At 38.1% G+C, this 19,998-nt stretch carries 21 protein-coding genes and 1 pseudogene; 3 read left to right on the plus strand and 19 right to left on the minus strand.

Annotated features, from left to right (window positions below; translation table 11 throughout):
* Nucleotides 1–47 precede the first annotated feature (47 nt).
* The 12 genes from VIK44_RS04070 to VIK44_RS04125 form a co-directional block, all read right to left on the minus strand.
* Complete coding sequence (locus VIK44_RS04070; RefSeq protein WP_331552568.1) at nt 48–1,316, minus strand: 4Fe-4S dicluster domain-containing protein; 1,269 nt, start codon at nt 1,314–1,316, stop codon at nt 48–50.
* Nucleotides 1,317–1,827: 511 nt separating this feature from the next.
* A complete protein-coding gene (locus VIK44_RS04075; RefSeq protein WP_331552569.1) occupies nt 1,828–1,977 on the minus strand; it encodes a lmo0937 family membrane protein in 150 nt (49 codons plus the stop codon).
* A gap of 77 nt (nt 1,978–2,054) precedes the next feature.
* Nucleotides 2,055–2,258, minus strand: a complete 204-nt coding sequence (locus VIK44_RS04080; RefSeq protein WP_331552570.1) for a CsbD family protein — start codon at nt 2,256–2,258, stop codon at nt 2,055–2,057.
* A 113-nt stretch (nt 2,259–2,371) separates the two neighbouring features.
* Nucleotides 2,372–3,388 carry an ABC transporter permease gene (locus VIK44_RS04085; protein WP_331552571.1) on the minus strand — a complete coding sequence of 339 codons (1,017 nt, stop codon included), beginning with the start codon at nt 3,386–3,388 and terminating at the stop codon, nt 2,372–2,374.
* A complete protein-coding gene (locus VIK44_RS04090; protein ID WP_331552572.1) occupies nt 3,385–4,107 on the minus strand; it encodes an ABC transporter ATP-binding protein in 723 nt (240 codons plus the stop codon). Before VIK44_RS04090 ends, VIK44_RS04085 begins: the two co-directional genes overlap by 4 nt.
* Before the next feature lie 159 nt (nt 4,108–4,266).
* A complete protein-coding gene (rnfB, locus tag VIK44_RS04095) occupies nt 4,267–5,157 on the minus strand; it encodes an RnfABCDGE type electron transport complex subunit B (protein ID WP_331552573.1) in 891 nt (296 codons plus the stop codon).
* 16 nt (nt 5,158–5,173) lie between these two features.
* The gene (locus VIK44_RS04100; protein ID WP_331552647.1) at nt 5,174–5,752 is read right to left on the minus strand and encodes an electron transport complex protein RnfA; all 579 of its coding nucleotides are present in this window, start codon (nt 5,750–5,752) and stop codon (nt 5,174–5,176) included.
* Nucleotides 5,749–6,381, minus strand: a complete 633-nt coding sequence (gene rsxE, locus VIK44_RS04105) for an electron transport complex subunit RsxE (protein WP_331552574.1) — start codon at nt 6,379–6,381, stop codon at nt 5,749–5,751. Before rsxE ends, VIK44_RS04100 begins: the two co-directional genes overlap by 4 nt.
* Before the next feature lies 1 nt (nt 6,382).
* Nucleotides 6,383–6,946, minus strand: coding sequence for an FMN-binding protein (locus VIK44_RS04110; RefSeq protein ID WP_331552575.1), 564 nt, complete (start codon nt 6,944–6,946; stop codon nt 6,383–6,385).
* Nucleotides 6,936–7,943 carry an RnfABCDGE type electron transport complex subunit D gene (locus VIK44_RS04115; RefSeq protein WP_331552576.1) on the minus strand — a complete coding sequence of 336 codons (1,008 nt, stop codon included), beginning with the start codon at nt 7,941–7,943 and terminating at the stop codon, nt 6,936–6,938. The genes VIK44_RS04110 and VIK44_RS04115 overlap by 11 nt, the downstream gene beginning before the upstream one ends.
* A 13-nt stretch (nt 7,944–7,956) precedes the next feature.
* Nucleotides 7,957–9,279: an electron transport complex subunit RsxC gene (gene rsxC / locus VIK44_RS04120; RefSeq protein WP_331552577.1), complete on the minus strand. Its 1,323-nt coding sequence runs from the start codon at nt 9,277–9,279 to the stop codon at nt 7,957–7,959.
* Nucleotides 9,280–9,353: 74 nt separating this feature from the next.
* Nucleotides 9,354–9,773, minus strand: coding sequence for a SoxR reducing system RseC family protein (locus VIK44_RS04125; RefSeq protein WP_331552578.1), 420 nt, complete (start codon nt 9,771–9,773; stop codon nt 9,354–9,356).
* Nucleotides 9,774–10,284: 511 nt separating this feature from the next.
* Between VIK44_RS04125 and VIK44_RS04130 the strand changes: the two genes are divergently transcribed.
* Both VIK44_RS04130 and VIK44_RS04135 read left to right on the plus strand, forming a co-directional pair.
* The gene (locus VIK44_RS04130; RefSeq protein WP_331552579.1) at nt 10,285–10,956 is read left to right on the plus strand and encodes a cytochrome c biogenesis CcdA family protein; all 672 of its coding nucleotides are present in this window, start codon (nt 10,285–10,287) and stop codon (nt 10,954–10,956) included.
* A gap of 9 nt (nt 10,957–10,965) precedes the next feature.
* A complete protein-coding gene (locus VIK44_RS04135) occupies nt 10,966–11,535 on the plus strand; it encodes a TlpA disulfide reductase family protein (protein WP_331552580.1) in 570 nt (189 codons plus the stop codon).
* 95 nt (nt 11,536–11,630) lie between these two features.
* On the opposite strand, the gene VIK44_RS04140 is transcribed toward VIK44_RS04135, so the two are convergent.
* Nucleotides 11,631–12,848: a GNAT family N-acetyltransferase gene (locus VIK44_RS04140; RefSeq protein ID WP_331552581.1), complete on the minus strand. Its 1,218-nt coding sequence runs from the start codon at nt 12,846–12,848 to the stop codon at nt 11,631–11,633.
* 167 nt (nt 12,849–13,015) lie between these two features.
* Here VIK44_RS04140 and VIK44_RS04145 point away from each other — a divergent pair, with 167 nt between their 5' ends.
* Complete coding sequence (locus tag VIK44_RS04145; RefSeq protein ID WP_331552582.1) at nt 13,016–13,690, plus strand: Crp/Fnr family transcriptional regulator; 675 nt, start codon at nt 13,016–13,018, stop codon at nt 13,688–13,690.
* A gap of 35 nt (nt 13,691–13,725) precedes the next feature.
* On the opposite strand, the gene trxA is transcribed toward VIK44_RS04145, so the two are convergent.
* From trxA to VIK44_RS04175, 6 genes and pseudogenes are all read right to left on the minus strand, one after another.
* Complete coding sequence (gene trxA, locus VIK44_RS04150) at nt 13,726–14,037, minus strand: thioredoxin (protein ID WP_331552583.1); 312 nt, start codon at nt 14,035–14,037, stop codon at nt 13,726–13,728.
* 105 nt (nt 14,038–14,142) lie between these two features.
* Complete coding sequence (locus tag VIK44_RS04155) at nt 14,143–14,646, minus strand: GNAT family N-acetyltransferase (protein ID WP_331552584.1); 504 nt, start codon at nt 14,644–14,646, stop codon at nt 14,143–14,145.
* 424 nt (nt 14,647–15,070) lie between these two features.
* A pseudogene (locus VIK44_RS04160) lies at nt 15,071–16,150 on the minus strand (winged helix DNA-binding domain-containing protein).
* A 64-nt stretch (nt 16,151–16,214) separates the two neighbouring features.
* Nucleotides 16,215–17,540: a B12-binding domain-containing radical SAM protein gene (locus VIK44_RS04165; RefSeq protein WP_331552585.1), complete on the minus strand. Its 1,326-nt coding sequence runs from the start codon at nt 17,538–17,540 to the stop codon at nt 16,215–16,217.
* The gene (locus tag VIK44_RS04170) at nt 17,537–18,325 is read right to left on the minus strand and encodes a hypothetical protein (protein WP_331552586.1); all 789 of its coding nucleotides are present in this window, start codon (nt 18,323–18,325) and stop codon (nt 17,537–17,539) included. The genes VIK44_RS04165 and VIK44_RS04170 overlap by 4 nt, the downstream gene beginning before the upstream one ends.
* A 274-nt stretch (nt 18,326–18,599) precedes the next feature.
* The gene (locus VIK44_RS04175; RefSeq protein WP_331552587.1) at nt 18,600–19,943 is read right to left on the minus strand and encodes an MFS transporter; all 1,344 of its coding nucleotides are present in this window, start codon (nt 19,941–19,943) and stop codon (nt 18,600–18,602) included.
* Nucleotides 19,944–19,998 lie beyond the last annotated feature (55 nt).

Genomic DNA, 19,998 nt, shown 5'->3' on the forward strand with positions numbered 1-19,998 from the left:
AATGATACCATAAAAAGCACCCATAATAGAGAGCGGTTTTTTTTATATCAGATTTTTTGACTTTCGATGAGTTTCCTTAAATAAACAGATCTCATCTGTTCGCTGGCCATGGCTTTTTTAATCGGCGACATTTTGAGAATCGATGAAAGAATGGCGGCCATGGCTCTGTGGCTGAATAATGCCTTGTTATCAAAAATCAATTCCTGGAGCATGCCCTTTTCAATGGCCATAAGTACCACCCGATGCACGGATGTGGAGGGTGTAATAACCTTTTTTCCCGTACTTTTTAACAGCAGACTTTTATTCGGACAGGCACGGACACATAGACCGCAACCAAGGCATACATTTTCGTCAATAACCGGAACTTTTTCCCCGTTTAATTGCTTCATTTTTATGACTTCAATCTGACAGGCTTTTTCACATTTCCCGCAGCCAATACAGGTGTCTGAATTCAGAACCGGCAGAAACCCGGAAGTCTCAACAGGATGGAGGTTCCCGAATTTTTTGGTGGCAACCAGGGCCTCGCAACAACAGCCGCAGCAGTTGCAAATAAAGGAAACACCATTTTGAACGTTTTCACCGCACTGGATCAGATTATAGTCATAAGCTCTATGAAGGATTTCCATACCCTCTGAGGCATCAACACTCCTGGCATAATCATGCCGAATTAATGCATCCGCGGCATCACCGAAAGTCATGCAAATATCATCAATGGGAGCATGACAGTTCTTCCCGACATGTTCCATCTTGTGACGGCAGTAGCACATGCCGATACCCATATGTTCTGCAGTTTCTATAATGTGGCTGGCTTTTTCAAAATCAAGGATCTGAACGGTGTTCCCGACATCAAGTACGCTTTCGTTGACGAACACTCTTCCGAGGCGGGTTTCTGTGCTGAAGAACAGCTCCTTGACAAAATCTTCCTCAACATTCATGTATTGATAAAACAACTCAGCCAGCAGCTTCTGATCGATGTCATTTCTGGTACGCATCATGGAAAATTCCAGAAATCCTGCCATTGGTGGGGGGAGCAGATAACGTGTCTCTTTGCTGCTTTCCATATCCATGAGGATGCATCTTGATGCCAGGTCGCCCAGGATCTTTCTGGCTTCCGGTTCAGGCATTCGCCAGATAGCAGCAGCTTTTCTTGCTGTAAAGGGTTTAATGGGCAGTTGGGCTACAAGAACAGCCTCCTTTTCTGAAAAAAGGATGGCAAGAATTTTGTATAAAGTATCTGAAGCCGGCGCCCCCTGGGGGAATCGGTTCAAACGCTCCTCTAAACTTTTGTAGGCGGATTTAGCTAATATATGGGACATGATTGAACCTCCTGGATATCAATTACATACTTATTATACTGTATGGATCCATAATTATCAATTCATCAAACTTGTCAATATTTGGCTTATTTTTCTTAGTGATTTCAAATAATGTTTCTCAGAAATAACTGGCCAATTTAAATCTTTTTTTTGTATATTAGTATTTCTGTACTTTCGAAATTACATTATACAGTAATCTCTTAATTTATTGCAAGTTATTAAATAGAAGAAAACCATACGGATTGATTTATGTCATCCTCATGGTTTTTTCTGATTGTATTATTCTTAAGCAGGATTAAAAAATCTTCTGCAGAATCCAGGCAATCAAGGCTACCACAACCAGCGCAATCAAGGTTGCAGGTTCAAAAATCGCTGTGGCGTTAATGCTGGGAAGGGCACCTTGAGCGAAAATGCCCTCAAAGATTCCTGCGATAGGCTTGGTTAAGCCATAGATGCCATTGACAAAGACCCTTCCCGGACTTACTACCAGCAGTTTTAAAACAAGACGAAGTTAAAGTACTCTTCTTCCTGTAATTATTTTAATCAAAATTACAATTACAGCAATAACAATGAGAATGTGAATAAATCCTCCCAGTGTATAAGAGGTAACCATACCAAGAATCCATAAGATTATGAGAACTGCAGCAATGATCCACAACATGACTTTTCACCCTTTCTATATTTGGATTTTTATCCAGTTTAATATCAGGAAAGACCCGTATACTGTTTTTGAATCGTTTATTTATCTTTATCCATGTCATTGATTTTTTTTGCAATCTTCTCTTTGGTGTCGTCAAACTGTTCTTTTAAATCAGCCTTTTTGGACTGAATCTTACCTTTAAGTTCTGTCTTTTCGCTCCCAGTTACTTTTCCGAAAGTTTCTTTTGCTTTTCCAACAACTTTATCTTTCGCATTTTCAATTTTGTTTTTTAAATCTGCCATTTTACACCTCCAATATATTTTTTCCTAATTCAGATTTTGCATTATTCGTAAATCAATTAATTTAACGATGGGTCTTTCTTATCTCTCTATATATACCCTTTTTATTTTTTTAATCACATCTTTCGATACTTTTTGAGTGCAAAGGTATTAATCACAGATAATACGATGATAAATATAAGGAGTGCAACCAGATAATCCCATATTTGTGCAATACCGTAACCTTTCAACATAACATCATAAAGTGCGGAACAACCATAATAAACTGGCATAATATAGGAAAGCATTCCCAAATGATAGGGTAGTGTGTCTAACGGAATAAGCCCCGAAAAAAATATTTGGGGAATGATAATAATCGGAATAAACTGTACCACCTGGAATTCATTATTTGCAAAGATAGAAATAAGGGTTCCTGTTGAAACCGCGGTAAATGCCAGCAGGATCATAATAAGAATACAAAGCAAAACAGACCCGGTGAACTGCATATGAAGAACGTATTGGCAGTATAAAACAACGGCAATGCTTTGAATAACGGCAAAGATACCGAAGCCCAGGGTATAACCGCTAACGACTTCATATCGCCTTATAGGCGTCAGCATAAGCCGTTCCAATGTTCCTGTGGTTCTTTCACGTATAAATGAAACCCCTGACAATAAAAACACAAAAAAGAACGAAATCACGCCAAGTAATATATAACCTAAATTATCAAACATGCTTGCCTTGGAATCACCATATATGAAGGTGATTCCCATACTGGCGCCAGGATTGATGGTTGTCATTGCAGATTTTAAAGCATCCGTAACTTTAGTTACTTTGATGCCATCTGCCTCAAGCATTCTGATTGTCAACCCCTGGGCATCCATTGTTATCATCGCATCAATTTCATTGTTTTCAAGCTTTGCGTTAATATCTTCACCTTCCGGCAACACAATTATTGAAACATCTTCTTCTTCCAGAGCCGATAAAAAAGTTGGCGGGAAACCCTCATCAATACCAATTTTAGGTTCATAGGAACTGTCTCCTAATAGAAGGTACATCAGAGTCAAAATCAAAATCGGAGCAAGTATAATAAGTGCAATTGATCGTCGATCATTTAGCATTTGTTTTATAATGCGTATTATCAGACCGTTCATTGTTCTTCCCTATCTTTCAGAGCATCAAAAAATAGTTCTTCAAGATTGCCTGTTTTTGTTTTTGCTTTTAAGGTTTCAACCCTATCATGGGTAATTAAACGTCCACCATATATTAATGCAGCCTTTTGGCATTTTCCTGCCTCATCCATGACATGTGTCGAAATAATAATTGTTTTCCCGGCACCGCATAATATGTCAAACTCGTCCCAAATGGTTTTTCTTAAAACAGGGTCTACTCCAACGGTGGGCTCATCTAAAATCAGTATTTCCGGATCATGTAAAAGAGCAATCGCCAAAGAAAGACGCTTTTTCATTCCCCCGGAATAGTTTGAAACCAACTTATTTTTTTCCTCGGTAAGATTAACCAGAGACAGCATCTCCTCAACCCTTTGTTTTAATTTTTTATTTTTCAATCCATACATTTTTCCAAAAAACGTCAAATTATCATAACCATTGATGTCATTATACACGGCGTCATTTTGAGGCATATATCCAATCTCCCTTATTGAAACCATATTGGGCATTCTTTTTCCATCAATTAAAATCGTCCCGGCGTCTGCTTTCATTGCTCCAATAATCAGGCGGATCAACGTCGTTTTTCCTGCACCTGATGGCCCCAATAAACATAATATTTCACCGGCGCAAGCCTCTAAATTTATGTCTTTTAATATGATGTTTTTCCCAAAACTTTTACTGATATTTGATATTTGAATTTTCATAGCCACTCCTCATAGTGTGTGTTCTTCATTAGTCCATACTCTATGATACGCTTATTTCCAGTATAATTACAGTTATATTTAAAATAAAAAAACTGCAAAAGCTGATTTAACAATCAACTTTTGCAGCCTTAACTATCTTTTTAATCATTGAATCAGAATTTATTTCTGTTCTTTTTGTTCTAATTTTTCTTTTTTCGCTTTTGCTGCAGCTTCCTTTTGAACTAATGCTATCTTTTTTGCATCAGCCGTTAAAGGTTCTATAGCACCAGTTGGGCATTTTGCTAAACAGGTTGGATTATTACATTTTTCCAAACAAATACTTGCATCCACCCATGCTAAATTATTTTCAATCTTAATTGCACCATATGGACAATTTTTTTCACAAAGTCCGCAACCTGTACAAGCTACTGCACAAAGTTTACGAGCTTTTGCCCCTTTATCTGCTGAGTTACAAAGAACTGCTACCGGCGCTCCAATGTGTTGCATTCCAATAACGTGCTTTGGACAAGCCAAACTACATATTCCACAGCCTGTACACTTAGCTTCATCTATAATCGGTAAACCATCTTCGCTCATGGTAAGGGCATCAAATGGACAGCTTCTTGCACAGGTTCCAAAACCCACGCATCCATACTGACATGCTTTAGGGCCTCCCTGAACGAGACTAGCAGCAAAACAATCTTCAATTCCGACATAGTTATATTTTTTTATTGCATGTAATATTGAATTATTACATTTTACATAGGCAATTCTTGGCTCAATTTCAAGAGGTGTTTTTCCTGTTAATTGTGCTACCAAATCCGCTACAGGCTTCTTGCCTGGGATACAAAGATTCGGAGGTACATCCGCCTTTGTAACAACTGCTTCAGCATAAGCCATACAGCCGGCATAACCACAAGCACCACATTGTCCCTTAGGAAGTATGTCATCTACTATATGAATAAGTGGATTGATTTCGATGGAAAAAATCTTATTAGCAAAAGCTAATATTAAACCGAAAATCAAACCAATAATTGTCATTACTACTACAACCAGTATCGCAGTTTCCATGATTATCTCCTTTCTATTATCCTATCATTCCTGAAAAACCTAGAAACGCCAACGCTAGCATACCCGCTAAAATAAAGGCAATGCCAAGGCCATCTAATGATTTAGGAACATCTGCCAATCTCAACTTTTCTCTTAAACTTGCCATTAGAATGATCGCTAATGCAAATCCCAAACCGGATCCAATAGAATATACCACACTGAATAAGAATGCAGAATTAGATTCAGCATTTAAAAGTGGCACTGCCAGAACAACACAGTTTGTAGCGATTAATAATAAATAGATCCCCCACATATTGTAAAGTGCCGGTGCCTGTTTTTTTATGATCATTTCAAGCAACTGAACAAAGCTTGCTATCAGCAAAACAAAAACAGCAGTTGTCATGAATGTTAAACCGAACGGTGCTAAAACAAAATGATAAACCAGCCATGCCAATATTGAGCTCAGAGTCATGACTGAGGTAACAGCCATACCCATGCCGATAGAAGCATTTAAGTTTTTTGATACGCCAAAGAATATACATAAGCCCAAGAATTTTGTTAATACAAAGTTATTAACAACCACTGCGCTTATAAACAGGGTTAAATATTCCATTATGCTTCACCCCTTTTAACTTTTTCATTTTCCTTTTTTTCCATATGCAAAGTTAACATTTTAAACCCGGCACATAGGTATCCTATTAGGATAAATGCCCCTGCAGGCAAAATCATAATCAATGCTGGATCATACCAGTCACCAATGACCTGTATTCCAAGTATTGTACCGGCTCCCGTAACTTCTCGGATAATTCCGATGCCAACAAGTGCTATCGCAAAACCAGAACCCATCCCTAATCCATCAAAGAAAGAAGGTATGACTTTGTTTTTTGAGGCAAATACTTCTGCTCTTGCCAATATTATTGCAAAAACAACGATCAATGCAAGATATATACCCAGTGCTTTATATAACACAGGCGAAAAGGCCTGAAGCAACAATTGCACAACAGTAACGATGGTTGCGATTGATGTGATATAAACAGGTACCCGTACTTTTGGGTTCACAAGTTTTCTGGTTAGTGAAACGATCACATTATTCATAGTAATAACAAACATAACTGAAAGCCCCATCGTTATAGACGTTATCACTGAAGCTGTAACAGCCAAAGCGGGACATAGGCTAAGTGCCAGAACAAAGATTGGATTTTCTGCAATAAGACCTTTTTTATATATGTTCCATATATTTTTCATATTATTTACCTCCCTCAAACTGTACAACTTCATCCACAGCTCCCTTAACGCCTAAAGTTACAGCTTTTGAGGAAATTGTAGCTCCAGTCATCGCCTGAATATTTTTTGTGTTTGAAGGATCTTTTGTTACTATCAAGGCTTCTGAATTTTTGTCAGTAAACTGCTTTTTAAATGGTTCTTTGTTAGCACCATCGCCAAGACCCGGCGTTTCATTGGCCTTTAATATTTCAAAATTCATAACTTTTCCCTCAGGAGAAACAGCAACAAGCATTGTTATTTTACCGCCATATCCCTTTGATTCTCCAGGGACTACTAAAGCAATGGTTTGTCCACTCTTAGATGCAGTAAACCAATCGGTTTTACCGTCAATAGGTGTAAAGGTATCCGCCTCAGTTACCAGTGTTTTCATAACTTGGGTCTTTGTAATGGCAGCTTTTTCTAAAGCTAAAGGTGCTGTGAAAAAATATGTGGTCGCAATAACCAAACCGGATACAAAACAAGCTAACATTAAGTTTAATGCTATCGCAAAAATAGAATATTCTTTTTTAGTATGATCAGCCGACATCTTTAATTACCCCCTTGGTACCAAATTTAACGGGTTGAAAAAAACGGTCAATCAGAGGTGTAACACTGTTCATTAATAATATTGCATAACAAACCCCTTCAGGATAGCCGCCTTTTAGCCTTATTAAGGTTGTTAACAACCCAACACCCAAGGCAAATACTATTTGTCCTTTTACGGTAATTGGTATGGTAACCATATCTGTAGCCATAAAGAATGCTCCAATGATTAAACCCCCTGCCATCATATGAAAAAGTGGATCTCCGGTAAAGAAACCCGCTGGTCCAAAGATCCAGGTTAAAACACCAACAGTCCCTATCATAACAACAGGCACCTGCCAGTTAATGTAACCCTTATAAATTAAAAATAGTCCACCTAAAACCAATAGAATTGTGGAAGTTTCACCGATACTGCCATTACGCGTTCCAATGAGTAGTGACTGATACATGTTAGATGCTCCACCGAAAGTATCAATTAATGCTGAATAGCCTTGTTGCTTCAGTATATTAAGTGGTGTTGCAGCACTGACAACGTCAATCTTTGTGGTCATTGCACTCCAGGTTGTCATCGCTACTGGCCATGAAACCATTAACGCCGCTCTTCCAATATGTGCAGGGTTGAAGATATTGTACCCTAACCCGCCCATGGCATGTTTTGCAACGACGACTCCAATGAAAGAACCGACTGCCGCCATATAGAATGGAATTGTTGGGGGTAAACACATTGCCAGTAATAAACCTGTTAAAACGGCACTGCCATCGCTGATGGTAATCGGTTTTTTTCTTATTATTTCTACCAAATATTCAAAAAGTACAGCAGACAAAATACCTACTACAATAATAATGAACGCGTTAATACCAAAATTATATGCTCCAAACAATGCAGCCGGAGCTAAAGTTAAGTTTACAGTCCACATGATCTTTGCAATTGATTCCTTTGAACGGATATGTGGTGATACAGATACATCAAATAATTTTTCTTTTAATTCTACTTCTGCCATTATAACTCACCTCCTATTTTTTTGCAGCGTTTGCGGCAATATTTTGTGCTTTACTATCTTTTATGTATTGAACTATATTTCGTTTTGCCGGACAGACATACACACAGCTTCCGCATTCAACACAATCAAGAAGACTGCAATCTTCGATTGCTTCTTCATAAAAATTCCGTTCTCCTAAAATACTAAGCATACTGGGATTTAATCCCATCGGACAGGCTTTGAGACAGCTTCCACATCGTATACATGGTGATTCCGTGCCCGTGTTTGCTTCTCCTTCAGCCAGCGCAAGTATCCCGGATACCCCTTTTATAATTGGAATGTCCAGACTTGCCTGGGCCATTCCCATCATGGGGCCACCCATAATAATTTTCTCAGGCCTGCTTACCAGACCTCCACAAAAATCAATGGCATCCTTAAATGTTGTTCCTATTCTAACCAATAGATTTTTAGGCTCTTTTACAGCTTTACCACTGATCGTAACAACTCTCTGAATAAGTGGAATTCCCTGGGTTACAGCATCACATACTGCTGCTACGGTACCGACGTTTTGAACAACAACCCCAACATCCATTGGCAGTCCGCCAGATGGTACCTCTTTGCCGGTGAGTACTTTAATTAACATTTTTTCAGCACCTTGAGGATACTTTGTTGGCAGTGCTATGACTTCCACCCCAGACCCTTTAAAAGCTTTTTTCATTACTTCAATAGCGTCTTTCTTGTTATCTTCAATTCCAACATAACCTTTGGTAACGCCAAGTACTTTCATCATTATTTTAACGCCTGTTACAATGCGATCTGATTCTTCAAGCATCATTCGATGATCAGCTGTTAAATAAGGTTCACATTCCGCAGCATTTAAAATAAGCAGATCAATCTTTTTCTCTGGTGGTGGGGATATTTTAACATGTGTCGGGAAGGTTGCTCCACCCATTCCAACGATTCCTGCTTCTTTAATAATGTTACGAATCATGTTTTGGTCCAAACTCTTCCAATCACGTTTTAAGGGAATACCTTCTAACCATTCATCTTTGCCGTCGTTTTCAATCACAATTGCAAGACACGTTCCAAATACTGGATGAGGATAATCGGCTACATCAATAACTTTTCCAGACATGGATGCATGGACATTACTGGAAACAAATGCCTCACTGGTCCCAATGACTTGTCCTTTTTTTACTAAGTCGCCTTTATTCACTATCGATATGGCAGGCGCACCAATATGCTGTCTTAAAGGAATGATTACCTTACTTGGCAAAGGTGCAATTTCTATGGGTTTACTAGCGGTATAACTCTTGCTACCGTTTGGATGCACTCCACCGCGAAAACTATTTGTCATTTTTTAAATCCTCTCTTTAATTTATTAAAATCCGTCAAAAGATATAATCAAAAATATTGGACTGAATAAATCAATTAGTCAGATAATATTTTGGTTATCCTTGGCTGCATTCTATGGTTTTTTCTCGCAGCACTATCATATAATCTTACATAAACTATTGATAAAATAAAAACTAATATTCCACCAACTATTTCAAATGGAATCAAAGGTTGCCCAAATTTATTGGCAATAAACCATCCAATAAATGCTCCGACAAATAATGCAATAAGTGGCAGTATATATACCACAAATGCCGCTTGGAGCATGTTAGCTTCCGGTATTACAAAAGCTACCTTTTGTCCCGGCTTAGCTGAAAGCGAGTTTTCAACTTCCAACATTATGGCATTGTCACCATCGCAGACACCACAGTTTTCACAATCTCCATGTCTGCTAGCCCTGACTTTTGCTTTATTTCCATTGATTTCAACTACTATACCGACCTCCTCTTTTCTCATAACTTTAGCCACCTCCTGGAAAATATTTTACTACTACAATAAATGGATTATTGTAGTTTACTAATGATAAAATTCCCTACAATAATTATAACCCACCAATATCAAGTGCTAAAAATTAAATGTTAGTACTTGTATATACATAGTCTGCTCTTTATTATACCTGTTAATTATTTAATTGCAATAGTTTTTATGAAATTATCGTATATTACAAATTGAATATTCTTGGGTGAAAATCAGTCTTTAATTAATCAGGCTCATCTATAAACAATTATAAACAATAAGAGAATTCTAAATCAATTCTTTGTGGATTTATTAATTTCCTTTCCATTGTAATACAACCCTGCTTATTATTCAACTATTGAGCTTATGGTTTTGAAGTGAAAGACAAGTCTTCAAATGAAAAAAATAGAACAGTGATCTTTAAAAAGATATAGCGAATAATAAAGATAACAATGATATAAATAACCAAGCACATGTACTGGAACAGAAAACTCATTGAAAGGTTGCTGGCATGGATTATCTCATATCATTTTTGGAAGGCATCATTACATTCATTTCACCCTGTCTGCTGCCGATGCTCCCAATCTACATTTCGTATTTTGCAGGCCAGACCAGTGATAGCAATAGGAAATCAGCGGTTATTAATGCTATTGGCTTTGTCTTAGGTTTTACCCTTGTGTTTATATTGCTGGGCGCATTTGCCGGAGCAATTGGAAGATTTTTATGGGCATACAACACGGTTGTAAATATATTAACTGGGATCATCGTCATACTTTTTGGCCTCAATTTTATGGAGATCATTCGGATTCCGTTGATTAATAAAAACCGGCAATTGCATATGAAGCCATTTAAAGTAGGATTTTTCTCTTCACTGGTATTTGGTGTGGTGTTTTCAATTGGTTGGACGCCTTGTGTCGGCGCATTTTTAGGATCGGCTTTAATGCTTGCTGCTTCAAGCGGTGAAAGCCTGAAAGGAATCCTCATGCTTTTATGCTTTTCTTTGGGACTGGGTATTCCTTTTATTGCCAGCGCCATTTTAATCGACGAATTGAAGTCGACTTTTGATTTTATCAAGAACCACTATCGGGTTATTAATTTAATTTCAGGTGGTTTCCTTGTTATCATTGGTTTAATGATGGCAACAGGACTTATGGGATATTTTCTATCCCTACTTACTTTTTAGGAGAAACTTATGAATACGAAATCAAAAACAATTTTAGGCATTATTCTGTTTGCAGCCTTTCTCGGCATTGCATATTTTGCATATGCTGCTTTGTCAAGTAACTATAAGACAAATAATGAAAACCTGGCGGGAAAAAGCACATCTCAACAAGAAGTTAAAAAAATTCCAGCACCTGACTTCACCGTCTTTGATGCCCAGGGCAACCAAGTAAAGTTGTCCGACTTTGCCGGACAACCGGTCGTTCTGAATTTTTGGGCTTCCTGGTGTCCTCCCTGCAAAGCTGAAATGCCGATTTTTAACGAAGTCTATGCCGATTCAAAAAATGACATTGTATTTTTAATGATCGACCAGGTTGATGGTCAGCGGGAAACCCAGGCAAAGGGTCAGCAATATGTCGATGATCAGGGCTTTAGCTTCCCGATATATTTCGACAATGACCAGGAGGCTGGCAGTGCTTACAAGATTTCAGCCATTCCCACCACACTTTTCATTGATTCGGATGGCAACATTGTCTCTTCGAACCAAGGCGCAATTAATAAGGAAGCACTCATTTCAGGAATTGATTCAATAAAAAAATAAAAAGTTGACACTATTGAAAGAGAAACAAAGACTTTAAACAAAATAAAAGCGGTTGGGAATTTCCCGAACCGCTTTTATTTTGTTTTTTACTTATTTTAAATGTAATCAGAAAAATATACCTTATCGTTTGGAATAATGCTTTCTAATATTGCAACCGTTTTTTTATCGGCTTCAATGCGTTCAATTTTTTGCAAATAAGTTGGTCGCTCATAGCCCAATAGCATAGTGGTTAATATACCGATCTCCAACTTAACTCGGTTTTCTGATGGCCGAGACCTTAAAATCGGCTCCTCCCCATTTTTAAACCCAATAGTAAAGCTTTTATTATTCAATTCCAACACCGAATCTGAGACCTCAAAGGTTACCGAATCATTGATTTCTATGTCAGCAAAATGATACTGTTTTATAAACTCCTCGAAATCCACAATTCTCGCCATAATATAAGGTCGAATCGTCTCCTTCATATCACTGTCTCCGAATAAGAAAGAAACAGTATGATTATTATAATTATTTCCAACCACTTCATTAATCATGGATTCATGGGCCGCAATATAACCCCACAACCCTTTTCTCGCCTCCTGTTTTAAGTAGACCATCTCTTTAACATGAAAAACATCATTTTCGATAAGGTACACCAGATAACCAAGTGGCTCATCATCTTCACTATAATAAATAGCAACGGTGACATCCTCTACATCCCAACGCCAGTATTCTTCCCACACCAACTCAGTTCTAACAAGACAGCCATGAGTTTTTTTTGCATAAGCATCGTGTAGATTAATTAAATCCTCACTATCTTCCGAAACCCTTCTTATTCTGCCTGATACGTCAATATCTGTGGGTAACTGGTCATCACGGATGCGATACGTCATTTTATCTGATACCACTTCCCATCCTTTATGACGGTACAACGGTATGGAATAAGGAAATAAAAAAGAAATGCTTTGTTTTCGCTCCTGCATATTTTCTAAACTTTTTTTCATTAATCCTGACATTAAACCTAATCCCATATATTCAGGATAGGTGGCGACACCGGTAATGTAGCCCATATCGTAAATGCTCCCACAAATATTAATCTGAAGGGGATATACGGCAATTTGAGCAGCCAATCTTTCTTCTTCAAACCAACCCAAAACCTCTGCTTTTTCTAATATTGGAAATTTTGAACGTTTAATTTCGTCATGTTTCCATCCCACTTTTAAGAGTCGTTCATCTGTTACCTGAAATGCATATCTCAGAATATCATTAAATTGAGTTAAATCTTTTGGCTCAAGCTTCCTTAATTCAAGATTCTTTTTTATATCCTCATCCATCAGAATTCCCCTTTCATATTAACAAAATTCAATTATATCATTTTTGTCCGTTTTTTAACTCAAAAATCACATTAAAACACTATTATATTTACCCTCCTCCATATGTTTTAATCAAAGAAGGGTTATGATATACTAAAGAACAATTCAAAAAGAGAGGTCAGCGAAAAATGGTGACTCAAAAGGATATTGCATTTATTGAATCAGCTTTTACATTTTGGAATCGATTAACCCCCCAACAACAATCCCTGATTTTAGGTAATGTCATGTCTGTAAAATATGGGCACGGTGAAAATATTCACAGTGGGGAGAATGATTGTATCGGTGTCCTGCTTGTTAAAAGCGGTGAACTTCGGACGTATATCCTCTCTGAGGACGGTCGAGAAATTACACTTTATCGACTCACTACAGGTGATATCTGCATTCTTTCTGCTTCTTGCATCTTAAAAAACATTACTTTTGAGGTCCTTATTGATGCAGCCGCCGACAGTGAAGTCCTTCTCATTAATTCATCAATTTTTCAACAGATAAGCAATGCCAATATTTATGCAGAAAACTTTTCTTACAAGTTAGCTACAGATCGGTTTTCTGATGTAATGTGGGCAATGCAGCAAATTCTTTTCATGAGCTTTGATAAACGACTTGCCCTTTTTTTATTGGATGAACTCTCACGAAATGGCACGGATTCCATAGCTCTTACCCACGAGCAAATTGCGAAATATGTGGGCTCAGCAAGAGAAGTTGTTTCTCGCATGTTAAAATATTTTGAAAAGGAAGGTTTAGTAAAACTATCAAGAGGTGTTGTTAATGTTATTGATAAAAACCGTCTTGGAAAATTAACATAAAAAAAAGCAGACCCTTGTGAGTCTGCCACTATTTTTTATACCTTTAGCATATCTAGAATATCCGCCTTTGGTTTAGCGCCTACTGATTTTTGTACCAACTTGCCATCCTTAATAACTGCAAGGGTCGGTATGCTCATGACCTTAAATTGAGCTGCAAGTTCCGGCTGTTCATCCACATTGATTTTACCAACCTTGGCATGGGTTACCTCTTCCCCTATTTCATCCACAACCGGTGAAACCATTTTACAGGGTCCGCACCATGGTGCCCAAAAATCCAGTAAAACCGGTTTATCTGATTGCATAACCTCTACTTCAAAATTATCTTTTGTGATTGTAAGTACGCTCATTTTATTATCTCCTTATTTCTTTAAATTTTAATCTATAACCTAATTATATCGAAATAAAAAAAATTGACAGTAACTTAATCACATTAAACGCCCTCAAAATAAACATTATTTCATTCGCGATAAATTATCTAAGGCTTCCCCTTCAACCCGAAATGCTGTCCAATCGGTTACCGGTTTAGCCCCCATCTTTTTATAGAATTTAATGGATGGTTCATTCCAATCCAGGCACGACCAATCCAATCGTTCACAATTTCGTTCTTCAGCAATTCTGGCCAAACAGGAAAATATGGCTTTACCCAATCCAAATCTGCGAAATTCTTTTTTAATATAAAGATCCTCTATGTATAAATTTGCTTTCCCGAGAAACGTTGAAAAACTAAAAAAATACGTTGCAAAACCGACAGGTTTTTCTTTGTACTCTGCGATAATCACTTCCGCCTGATGTTTCACAAATAATGAATCCAATAAAACATCCTTACTTGCAGCAACTTCATTTGATAAGTTTTCATAATCAGCTAATTCTCGAATAAAATCTAATATCAGGCTTACATCTGTTTCTTCTGCAACCCGTATTCTAAAATCCTTAATTTCTGTTTCATAATATTTCATTTTATTTCCTTCCATAACACTGTAAATCAAACCAGAACACCTTCTATTATATAGAGGTTCTATAATTATAGTAACTGTTTTTCATCTTTTTTGATCATGTATAAAAAAGGAGTTTTGATCTATTTTGATATCACACCTTTAGCAACATTTTTTCCTAACATAAATGTTTAGATTCTCAAGTTAAATAGCAGTCAATTGATTGTCAACTAATTGATCAACAAGCTGACTTGAAAATACCTATAAATGCCTAAATACATGGCTTTATTCGCTTGAACACTTGATTCAATTCATTAAATTCTAAATTCCTTGTCAAGGCATTGAACAACTGGTTGACTGTTTATCAAAACATTGTTAGCTTAGACGGTGGACCATTTCGTACTTATTCCCGCAGGGATCTTCAAAATATACTGCATAATAGGTAGGACTAATAGGAAATAATAACCGATTTCCCAAGAAATTTTCCGTATTTCTCTCCAGCTTTAATAAATGCACCTTTTTCTAATTCGGTAAATGGAACAAAGGGATAGGACGTAATAGATAACACATCTTTTTTTAAATGCGTCTTCCATATCCCGGCTACCCGACCATTGATAACAATGGTTGGATTGAATACCCCATTATTACCAGGAGATATTTTTGCGCCATTCTGTTTATCAACCACAGCCCCACGGTCTTTGTAACCGAGGAGATACTCATCCTAACCTGGAAGTAAATGTGTTTTCGAAAAGCTTTCCCGGGTATTCTCCTGATATGAAGGCATCCAGTAAATCCGACCTTTAATCTCTTCACTTTTAAGTCTGGATGAAATTGCACTAAGTCCCTGCTTTGCATCAGAAACTTTCAGTCCGGACCACCATACAAAATCTTTCAATGTGGCTGGACCAAGACTTGTAAAATACCTTAATGCAAGCTCTGAAAGTGCAAGACTGGGTTCCATGGATTTAGCATCTGAAACCCATTCATCAAGAAGCACAAAAGTTTGCTGCTTCCCTCGTTGCGGTCCGAAGCAAATCAAACCATCCTGTGCGGCTCGTGCCAGTAAATGATAACCTCTCTGTCCAGATGTAGAAATCTTTGCTTTTTCAAGTGCTAAAACCATTTCATGCCTTGTCAACTGCTTGGCAACCATCAATTCTCTATAAAAAACTTCCTTGCTTTTCTCAAATGTTGGATTGTCAAGATCAAGCTGCCGATAACGAAGCGCACTCCTTGCAATTAGTTTGGGGGTAAGCAATTCCAGCATCCAATGAATATCATCTTTTGCTACAAAATGAAGTGTACCCCGCATCAACCATGTTCGAATGACTGTTTTATCAATAATTGCCTGTTCCACATCAGCATTGGTAATCTCAGGGTTCCGGGCACCGATTGACCATTTGGCACTGGCATAATTCTGTGCCTGGATTGCGCCAAGCCATGAAACCACTTCTGCAGGGGTCTTAAACTCTGGTTTCGAAATCAATTGATTCCATAGTCGTTGATAAATTATTTCATTATTATCCATGTCCGTTACCGCCTTCTGTAATAGTGGCTCTTTATGAACACAGTGGCTGCTCCGCCCTAGTGGGTCATGGTATTTCCAATCCTGGCTTTAATTGTTTCAATTGCTTCATTGTCTCATGGGTTTCCTGGATTCTCTTCGTTAGCCATTTTTCATCGAATTCGCTTTTGTATAAAAATCGTGTTTCATTTTCAATCGTCCAGTCATCATCACTGACACCCGACACTCTTTCGTAAAGCTTCGAGCCGGGCAATGGATAAGGAACGTTAAATGAACTTTCATCAAGGCCCAGGGACAATGCAAACTCGAATGTTTCTTCTATTGTTTTGATGGTTTCCCCAGGATAACCGACAATAAAAAATCCGGCACAGTCTATGCCATTATTATTGAAGACTTCTACTCCTTTTCTTACTTTTGCTATATCAATTTTCTTATTCATGAGCTTTAAAACATCGTCGTTTCCAGATTCTATCCCAAAGTACACTTTGTTGCAGCCTGCGTTTTTCATCACCTTAACAATGTCATCTGTTACACTGTCAACTCTTGAAAGGCAGCTCCAGGAAATTTTCAAGTCTTCTTCTATAAGTCTTGTGCAAAAGCTTTTTAAAAATTCTGGATCAAGAGTGAAAAGATCATCTGCAATCCAAAGCGAGTCATAGCCGTAAGAAATGATATCTCTTATTTCTTCAAAAATCCTGTCGAGATTTCTGAATCTGACCTCATTGCCAAAGATGGGTTTGGAGCAGAAATCACACGAAAACGGACAGCCGTAAGTCATCATAATAGAAGCTCTTTTTGTACCGGTGCATTCATAACATAATTCCTGGTACTTTTCATGGTCAAATCCCTCTCTGTCAGGAGTTGGGCATGCATCAATTTCTTTCTTGGTAAGATGCATAACTGTAGAATCCGCAATTCCCATTTGACTGCTGACTATTCCCAAATATTTTGATGTCTTAATCTCTTCCAGGAATTCAATTCTGTTTGCAGCATTGAAAAAATCCCGGCAAAAATCAGGGAAGCTTTTAGCGGCTTCTCCTTTGAACACATAATCGAATTTCTTTGCAAACTTTCCAGGATAAAGCGAAGGCAAAGGCCCTCCTACTGTATAAATACTCTTCGGATTAACTTCTCTTAACTTCTCGAGTAATCCTAATGCATTTTTTGCAAGCGTCGTCATCACATAGATACCGGTAATGTCCGGCTTATACTTTGCTGCTTTATCAATTGCCTCTTCCTCTGTCAGAAAGGTACAGTCCAGCTTCATCACATCTATTCCATTTTGCTTTAACACCGCAGAAAGGATGCCTATGCCAATTGGCGTAAAAAGCTGGTCTTTTATTATTCCCGTATAAAAGTATGGATACACCAGCATAACCCTTTTCATTTTCATTTCGCAACCTCTCTGAATTTTATCGAATATCTGTAATTTATAAATTTGCTTGAATCGCATAAAATCTCGCTTTCAAATCCAGCCCAGCAATAATTATTGCTGGCAAACTCCCTGCCCCAGTATAAAGTGCTCTGGACATTTTTCGGAACATGTGTTTCAATAAGCGTAAATGCCAGTGCAAGACTGGGGCTGTAAAGTTCACATGGTCTCTCGATTTTCTGCCATCCTGTTGGTGACGCTGTCAATTCGTCATTTATGATGCCCTTGTCAAATATGCTTCCTCCCAGTTCGTTCATCACAAACAACTTGTTTCCGGTTTTTTCTGTTTCACAGCTTAAATCCACCAATATCTCGTTGTCGCCTACTTTATATGTGATCATGACTTTTCCATGACTCGAAACATTGACAAAACACGCTTTCACGTTGAAAAGCTTGCGTAAAAGGTCTCCTTGCCTAAGGATTTTCTTTTGTCTTTTCTCTTGCTTCATATAGATGTTTGTGGTCATATCTTCCAGGATCTTTGTGAAAAAGTTGGATTTGATCCCTAATACCTGCCATACAAGTTTCTTGTCTATGGTGCATTCCACCTCAAACGAATCTTTCACTTTTTTAATGCTTTTTATTGATGTGAAATAGGTATATCCATCTGTTTGTAACGCACAGGCCCCAAGGCCCATTCCCTCTTCCAATAGCAAATTATCGTCACTATACACTAGAAGTCCCCGATCAAGTCCATGAGAAACTCCAATTCCTTTATAATGGTTTGATATGTCGAATGTAAGCATATAGATCCTTTCTTTTATGAGCCTGGAGTAAAATCAATTTTTGTTTTCTTCTCTCTGGATGTTTTCAGCTAATTTGTTTAATATGGATTTAACTTTATAATAACTCAATTACTATATACCCATTAATTTTTATTTTTAAAAACATTACCACATGACGGTCTTGAAAATATCAGAAAAGTTATTAAAATAAAAAAACGCCAGGAGCCAGGTTAAATTCCGAGCCCTGTCGTTGATTTTCATTCGTAGCCAATACTTTGAAATTTTGTATGAATTTTTAACTATCGCAAATTTCTTCCAGCGATAAGCCCATGGTTTCTCTTCCAAAGAGTGCTACAACCAGAGCAACCACTGCAAATACTCCTGTCAGCATGATAAAGACGTAGGTATAACCCGTTTCTGTTCCATAAAACTTATAAATAACCGGTACGATAAACGGTGCAATAAACGCGCCAATCCGGCCGAAAGCCGCTGCCCAACCTGAACCGCTGGCTCTGAAAGCGGTGGGATATACTTCTGGAGTATAGGCATAAACACATCCCCATGCTCCCAGACTAAAGAAGTAAAGTAAACAGCCAAATATTAAAACTTCACTGATACTTCCGGCATGCCCAAACAACCAGGCTGCCAATGCTGTACCGGCAAAGTAAATGGCTAATACCTTTTTTCGTCCAACCCGTTCGACCAGATATGCCGCACTGAAATATCCCGGCAGCTGCGCCAAACACATAATGAGTGTGAATTCAAAGCTTTTTGCCAGAGTAAAACCTTTGGCCACCAACAGGGTCGGTGTCCATAAAACAAAACCGTAATAACCGAAATTGATTCCAAACCAGATCACCCACAAGACTATTGTGGTTCTGACATATTTTTTTGACCACAAATCCAGAAATGATATGCGCACTTTATTGACTTGGTTTTGTAATGGTGTGGAGTGGTCTACAGACTGATCCCTGATCCCTGCCTGTTTTTCCATTTTGCTGACTAAATCATCCGCTTCTTTGATTTTTCCGACTGACTCCAGGAAACGTGGGGATTCAGGAACAGCCTGTCTTAAATAAGCAGCAAATAGTGCCGGTACGCCACCGATAAAAAAAGCCATTCTCCAACCGTAAACCGGAATAAGCAAATAAGCAATAAGTGCAGCTACAATCCAGCCCCAGGCCCAAAAGCTTTCTAAAATAATAACATTTCGACCACGTATTCTCGTTGGTGAGTACTCACTGACTAAAGTGGACGCAGCCGGTAATTCACCGCCAAGGCCAAAGCCGGTTATAAATCTCAATATTAAAAGCATGGTGAAATTAACAGCAAAGCCGGAAAGTACGCTTCCTACGCCATAAATAATTAAAGTCCACATAATGACGGTTCTTCTTCCCCATTTGTCCGCCGCCATACCTGATAATCCAGCTCCTAAGCCCATTCCCAACAGTCCTATACTGCCAAGAAGGCCTAACTGAGTGATGCTCAGGGCCCACTCTGTCCCTATGGCAGCCATAACCCCGGATATCATCCCCTGATCCATAGCATCGAACATCCAGCCAATACCAGTCAAGAGAAGAATTTTCTTTAGCATAGGCGTCATTGGCAGTTTATCAATACGCGAAGCAATGTTTAACATTTCATATCCCCCTTATTTTTTATTTTACCTGTACAGTTAAATCTTAACATTTAAA

Origin of the sequence: Acetobacterium sp. (assembly GCF_036508315.1) — a bacterium.
Taxonomy (GTDB): Bacteria; Bacillota; Clostridia; order Eubacteriales; family Eubacteriaceae; genus Acetobacterium.

What these genes read in the sequence shown, in the direction of transcription:
- VIK44_RS04070 (WP_331552568.1), bottom strand. Translation starts at nt 1,316, where the DNA reads ATGTCCCATATATTAGCTAAATCCGCCTACAAAAGTTTAGAGGAGCGT.
- VIK44_RS04075 (WP_331552569.1), bottom strand. Translation starts at nt 1,977, where the DNA reads ATGTTGTGGATCATTGCTGCAGTTCTCATAATCTTATGGATTCTTGGT.
- VIK44_RS04080 (WP_331552570.1), bottom strand. Translation starts at nt 2,258, where the DNA reads ATGGCAGATTTAAAAAACAAAATTGAAAATGCGAAAGATAAAGTTGTT.
- VIK44_RS04085 (WP_331552571.1), bottom strand. Translation starts at nt 3,388, where the DNA reads ATGAACGGTCTGATAATACGCATTATAAAACAAATGCTAAATGATCGA.
- VIK44_RS04090 (WP_331552572.1), bottom strand. Translation starts at nt 4,107, where the DNA reads ATGAAAATTCAAATATCAAATATCAGTAAAAGTTTTGGGAAAAACATC.
- rnfB (WP_331552573.1), bottom strand. Translation starts at nt 5,157, where the DNA reads ATGGAAACTGCGATACTGGTTGTAGTAGTAATGACAATTATTGGTTTG.
- rsxE (WP_331552574.1), bottom strand. Translation starts at nt 6,381, where the DNA reads ATGAAAAATATATGGAACATATATAAAAAAGGTCTTATTGCAGAAAAT.
- VIK44_RS04110 (WP_331552575.1), bottom strand. Translation starts at nt 6,946, where the DNA reads ATGTCGGCTGATCATACTAAAAAAGAATATTCTATTTTTGCGATAGCA.
- VIK44_RS04115 (WP_331552576.1), bottom strand. Translation starts at nt 7,943, where the DNA reads ATGGCAGAAGTAGAATTAAAAGAAAAATTATTTGATGTATCTGTATCA.
- rsxC (WP_331552577.1), bottom strand. Translation starts at nt 9,279, where the DNA reads ATGACAAATAGTTTTCGCGGTGGAGTGCATCCAAACGGTAGCAAGAGT.
- VIK44_RS04125 (WP_331552578.1), bottom strand. Translation starts at nt 9,773, where the DNA reads ATGAGAAAAGAGGAGGTCGGTATAGTAGTTGAAATCAATGGAAATAAA.
- VIK44_RS04130 (WP_331552579.1), top strand. Translation starts at nt 10,285, where the DNA reads ATGGATTATCTCATATCATTTTTGGAAGGCATCATTACATTCATTTCA.
- VIK44_RS04135 (WP_331552580.1), top strand. Translation starts at nt 10,966, where the DNA reads ATGAATACGAAATCAAAAACAATTTTAGGCATTATTCTGTTTGCAGCC.
- VIK44_RS04140 (WP_331552581.1), bottom strand. Translation starts at nt 12,848, where the DNA reads ATGGATGAGGATATAAAAAAGAATCTTGAATTAAGGAAGCTTGAGCCA.
- VIK44_RS04145 (WP_331552582.1), top strand. Translation starts at nt 13,016, where the DNA reads ATGGTGACTCAAAAGGATATTGCATTTATTGAATCAGCTTTTACATTT.
- trxA (WP_331552583.1), bottom strand. Translation starts at nt 14,037, where the DNA reads ATGAGCGTACTTACAATCACAAAAGATAATTTTGAAGTAGAGGTTATG.
- VIK44_RS04155 (WP_331552584.1), bottom strand. Translation starts at nt 14,646, where the DNA reads ATGAAATATTATGAAACAGAAATTAAGGATTTTAGAATACGGGTTGCA.
- VIK44_RS04165 (WP_331552585.1), bottom strand. Translation starts at nt 17,540, where the DNA reads ATGAAAATGAAAAGGGTTATGCTGGTGTATCCATACTTTTATACGGGA.
- VIK44_RS04170 (WP_331552586.1), bottom strand. Translation starts at nt 18,325, where the DNA reads ATGCTTACATTCGACATATCAAACCATTATAAAGGAATTGGAGTTTCT.
- VIK44_RS04175 (WP_331552587.1), bottom strand. Translation starts at nt 19,943, where the DNA reads ATGTTAAACATTGCTTCGCGTATTGATAAACTGCCAATGACGCCTATG.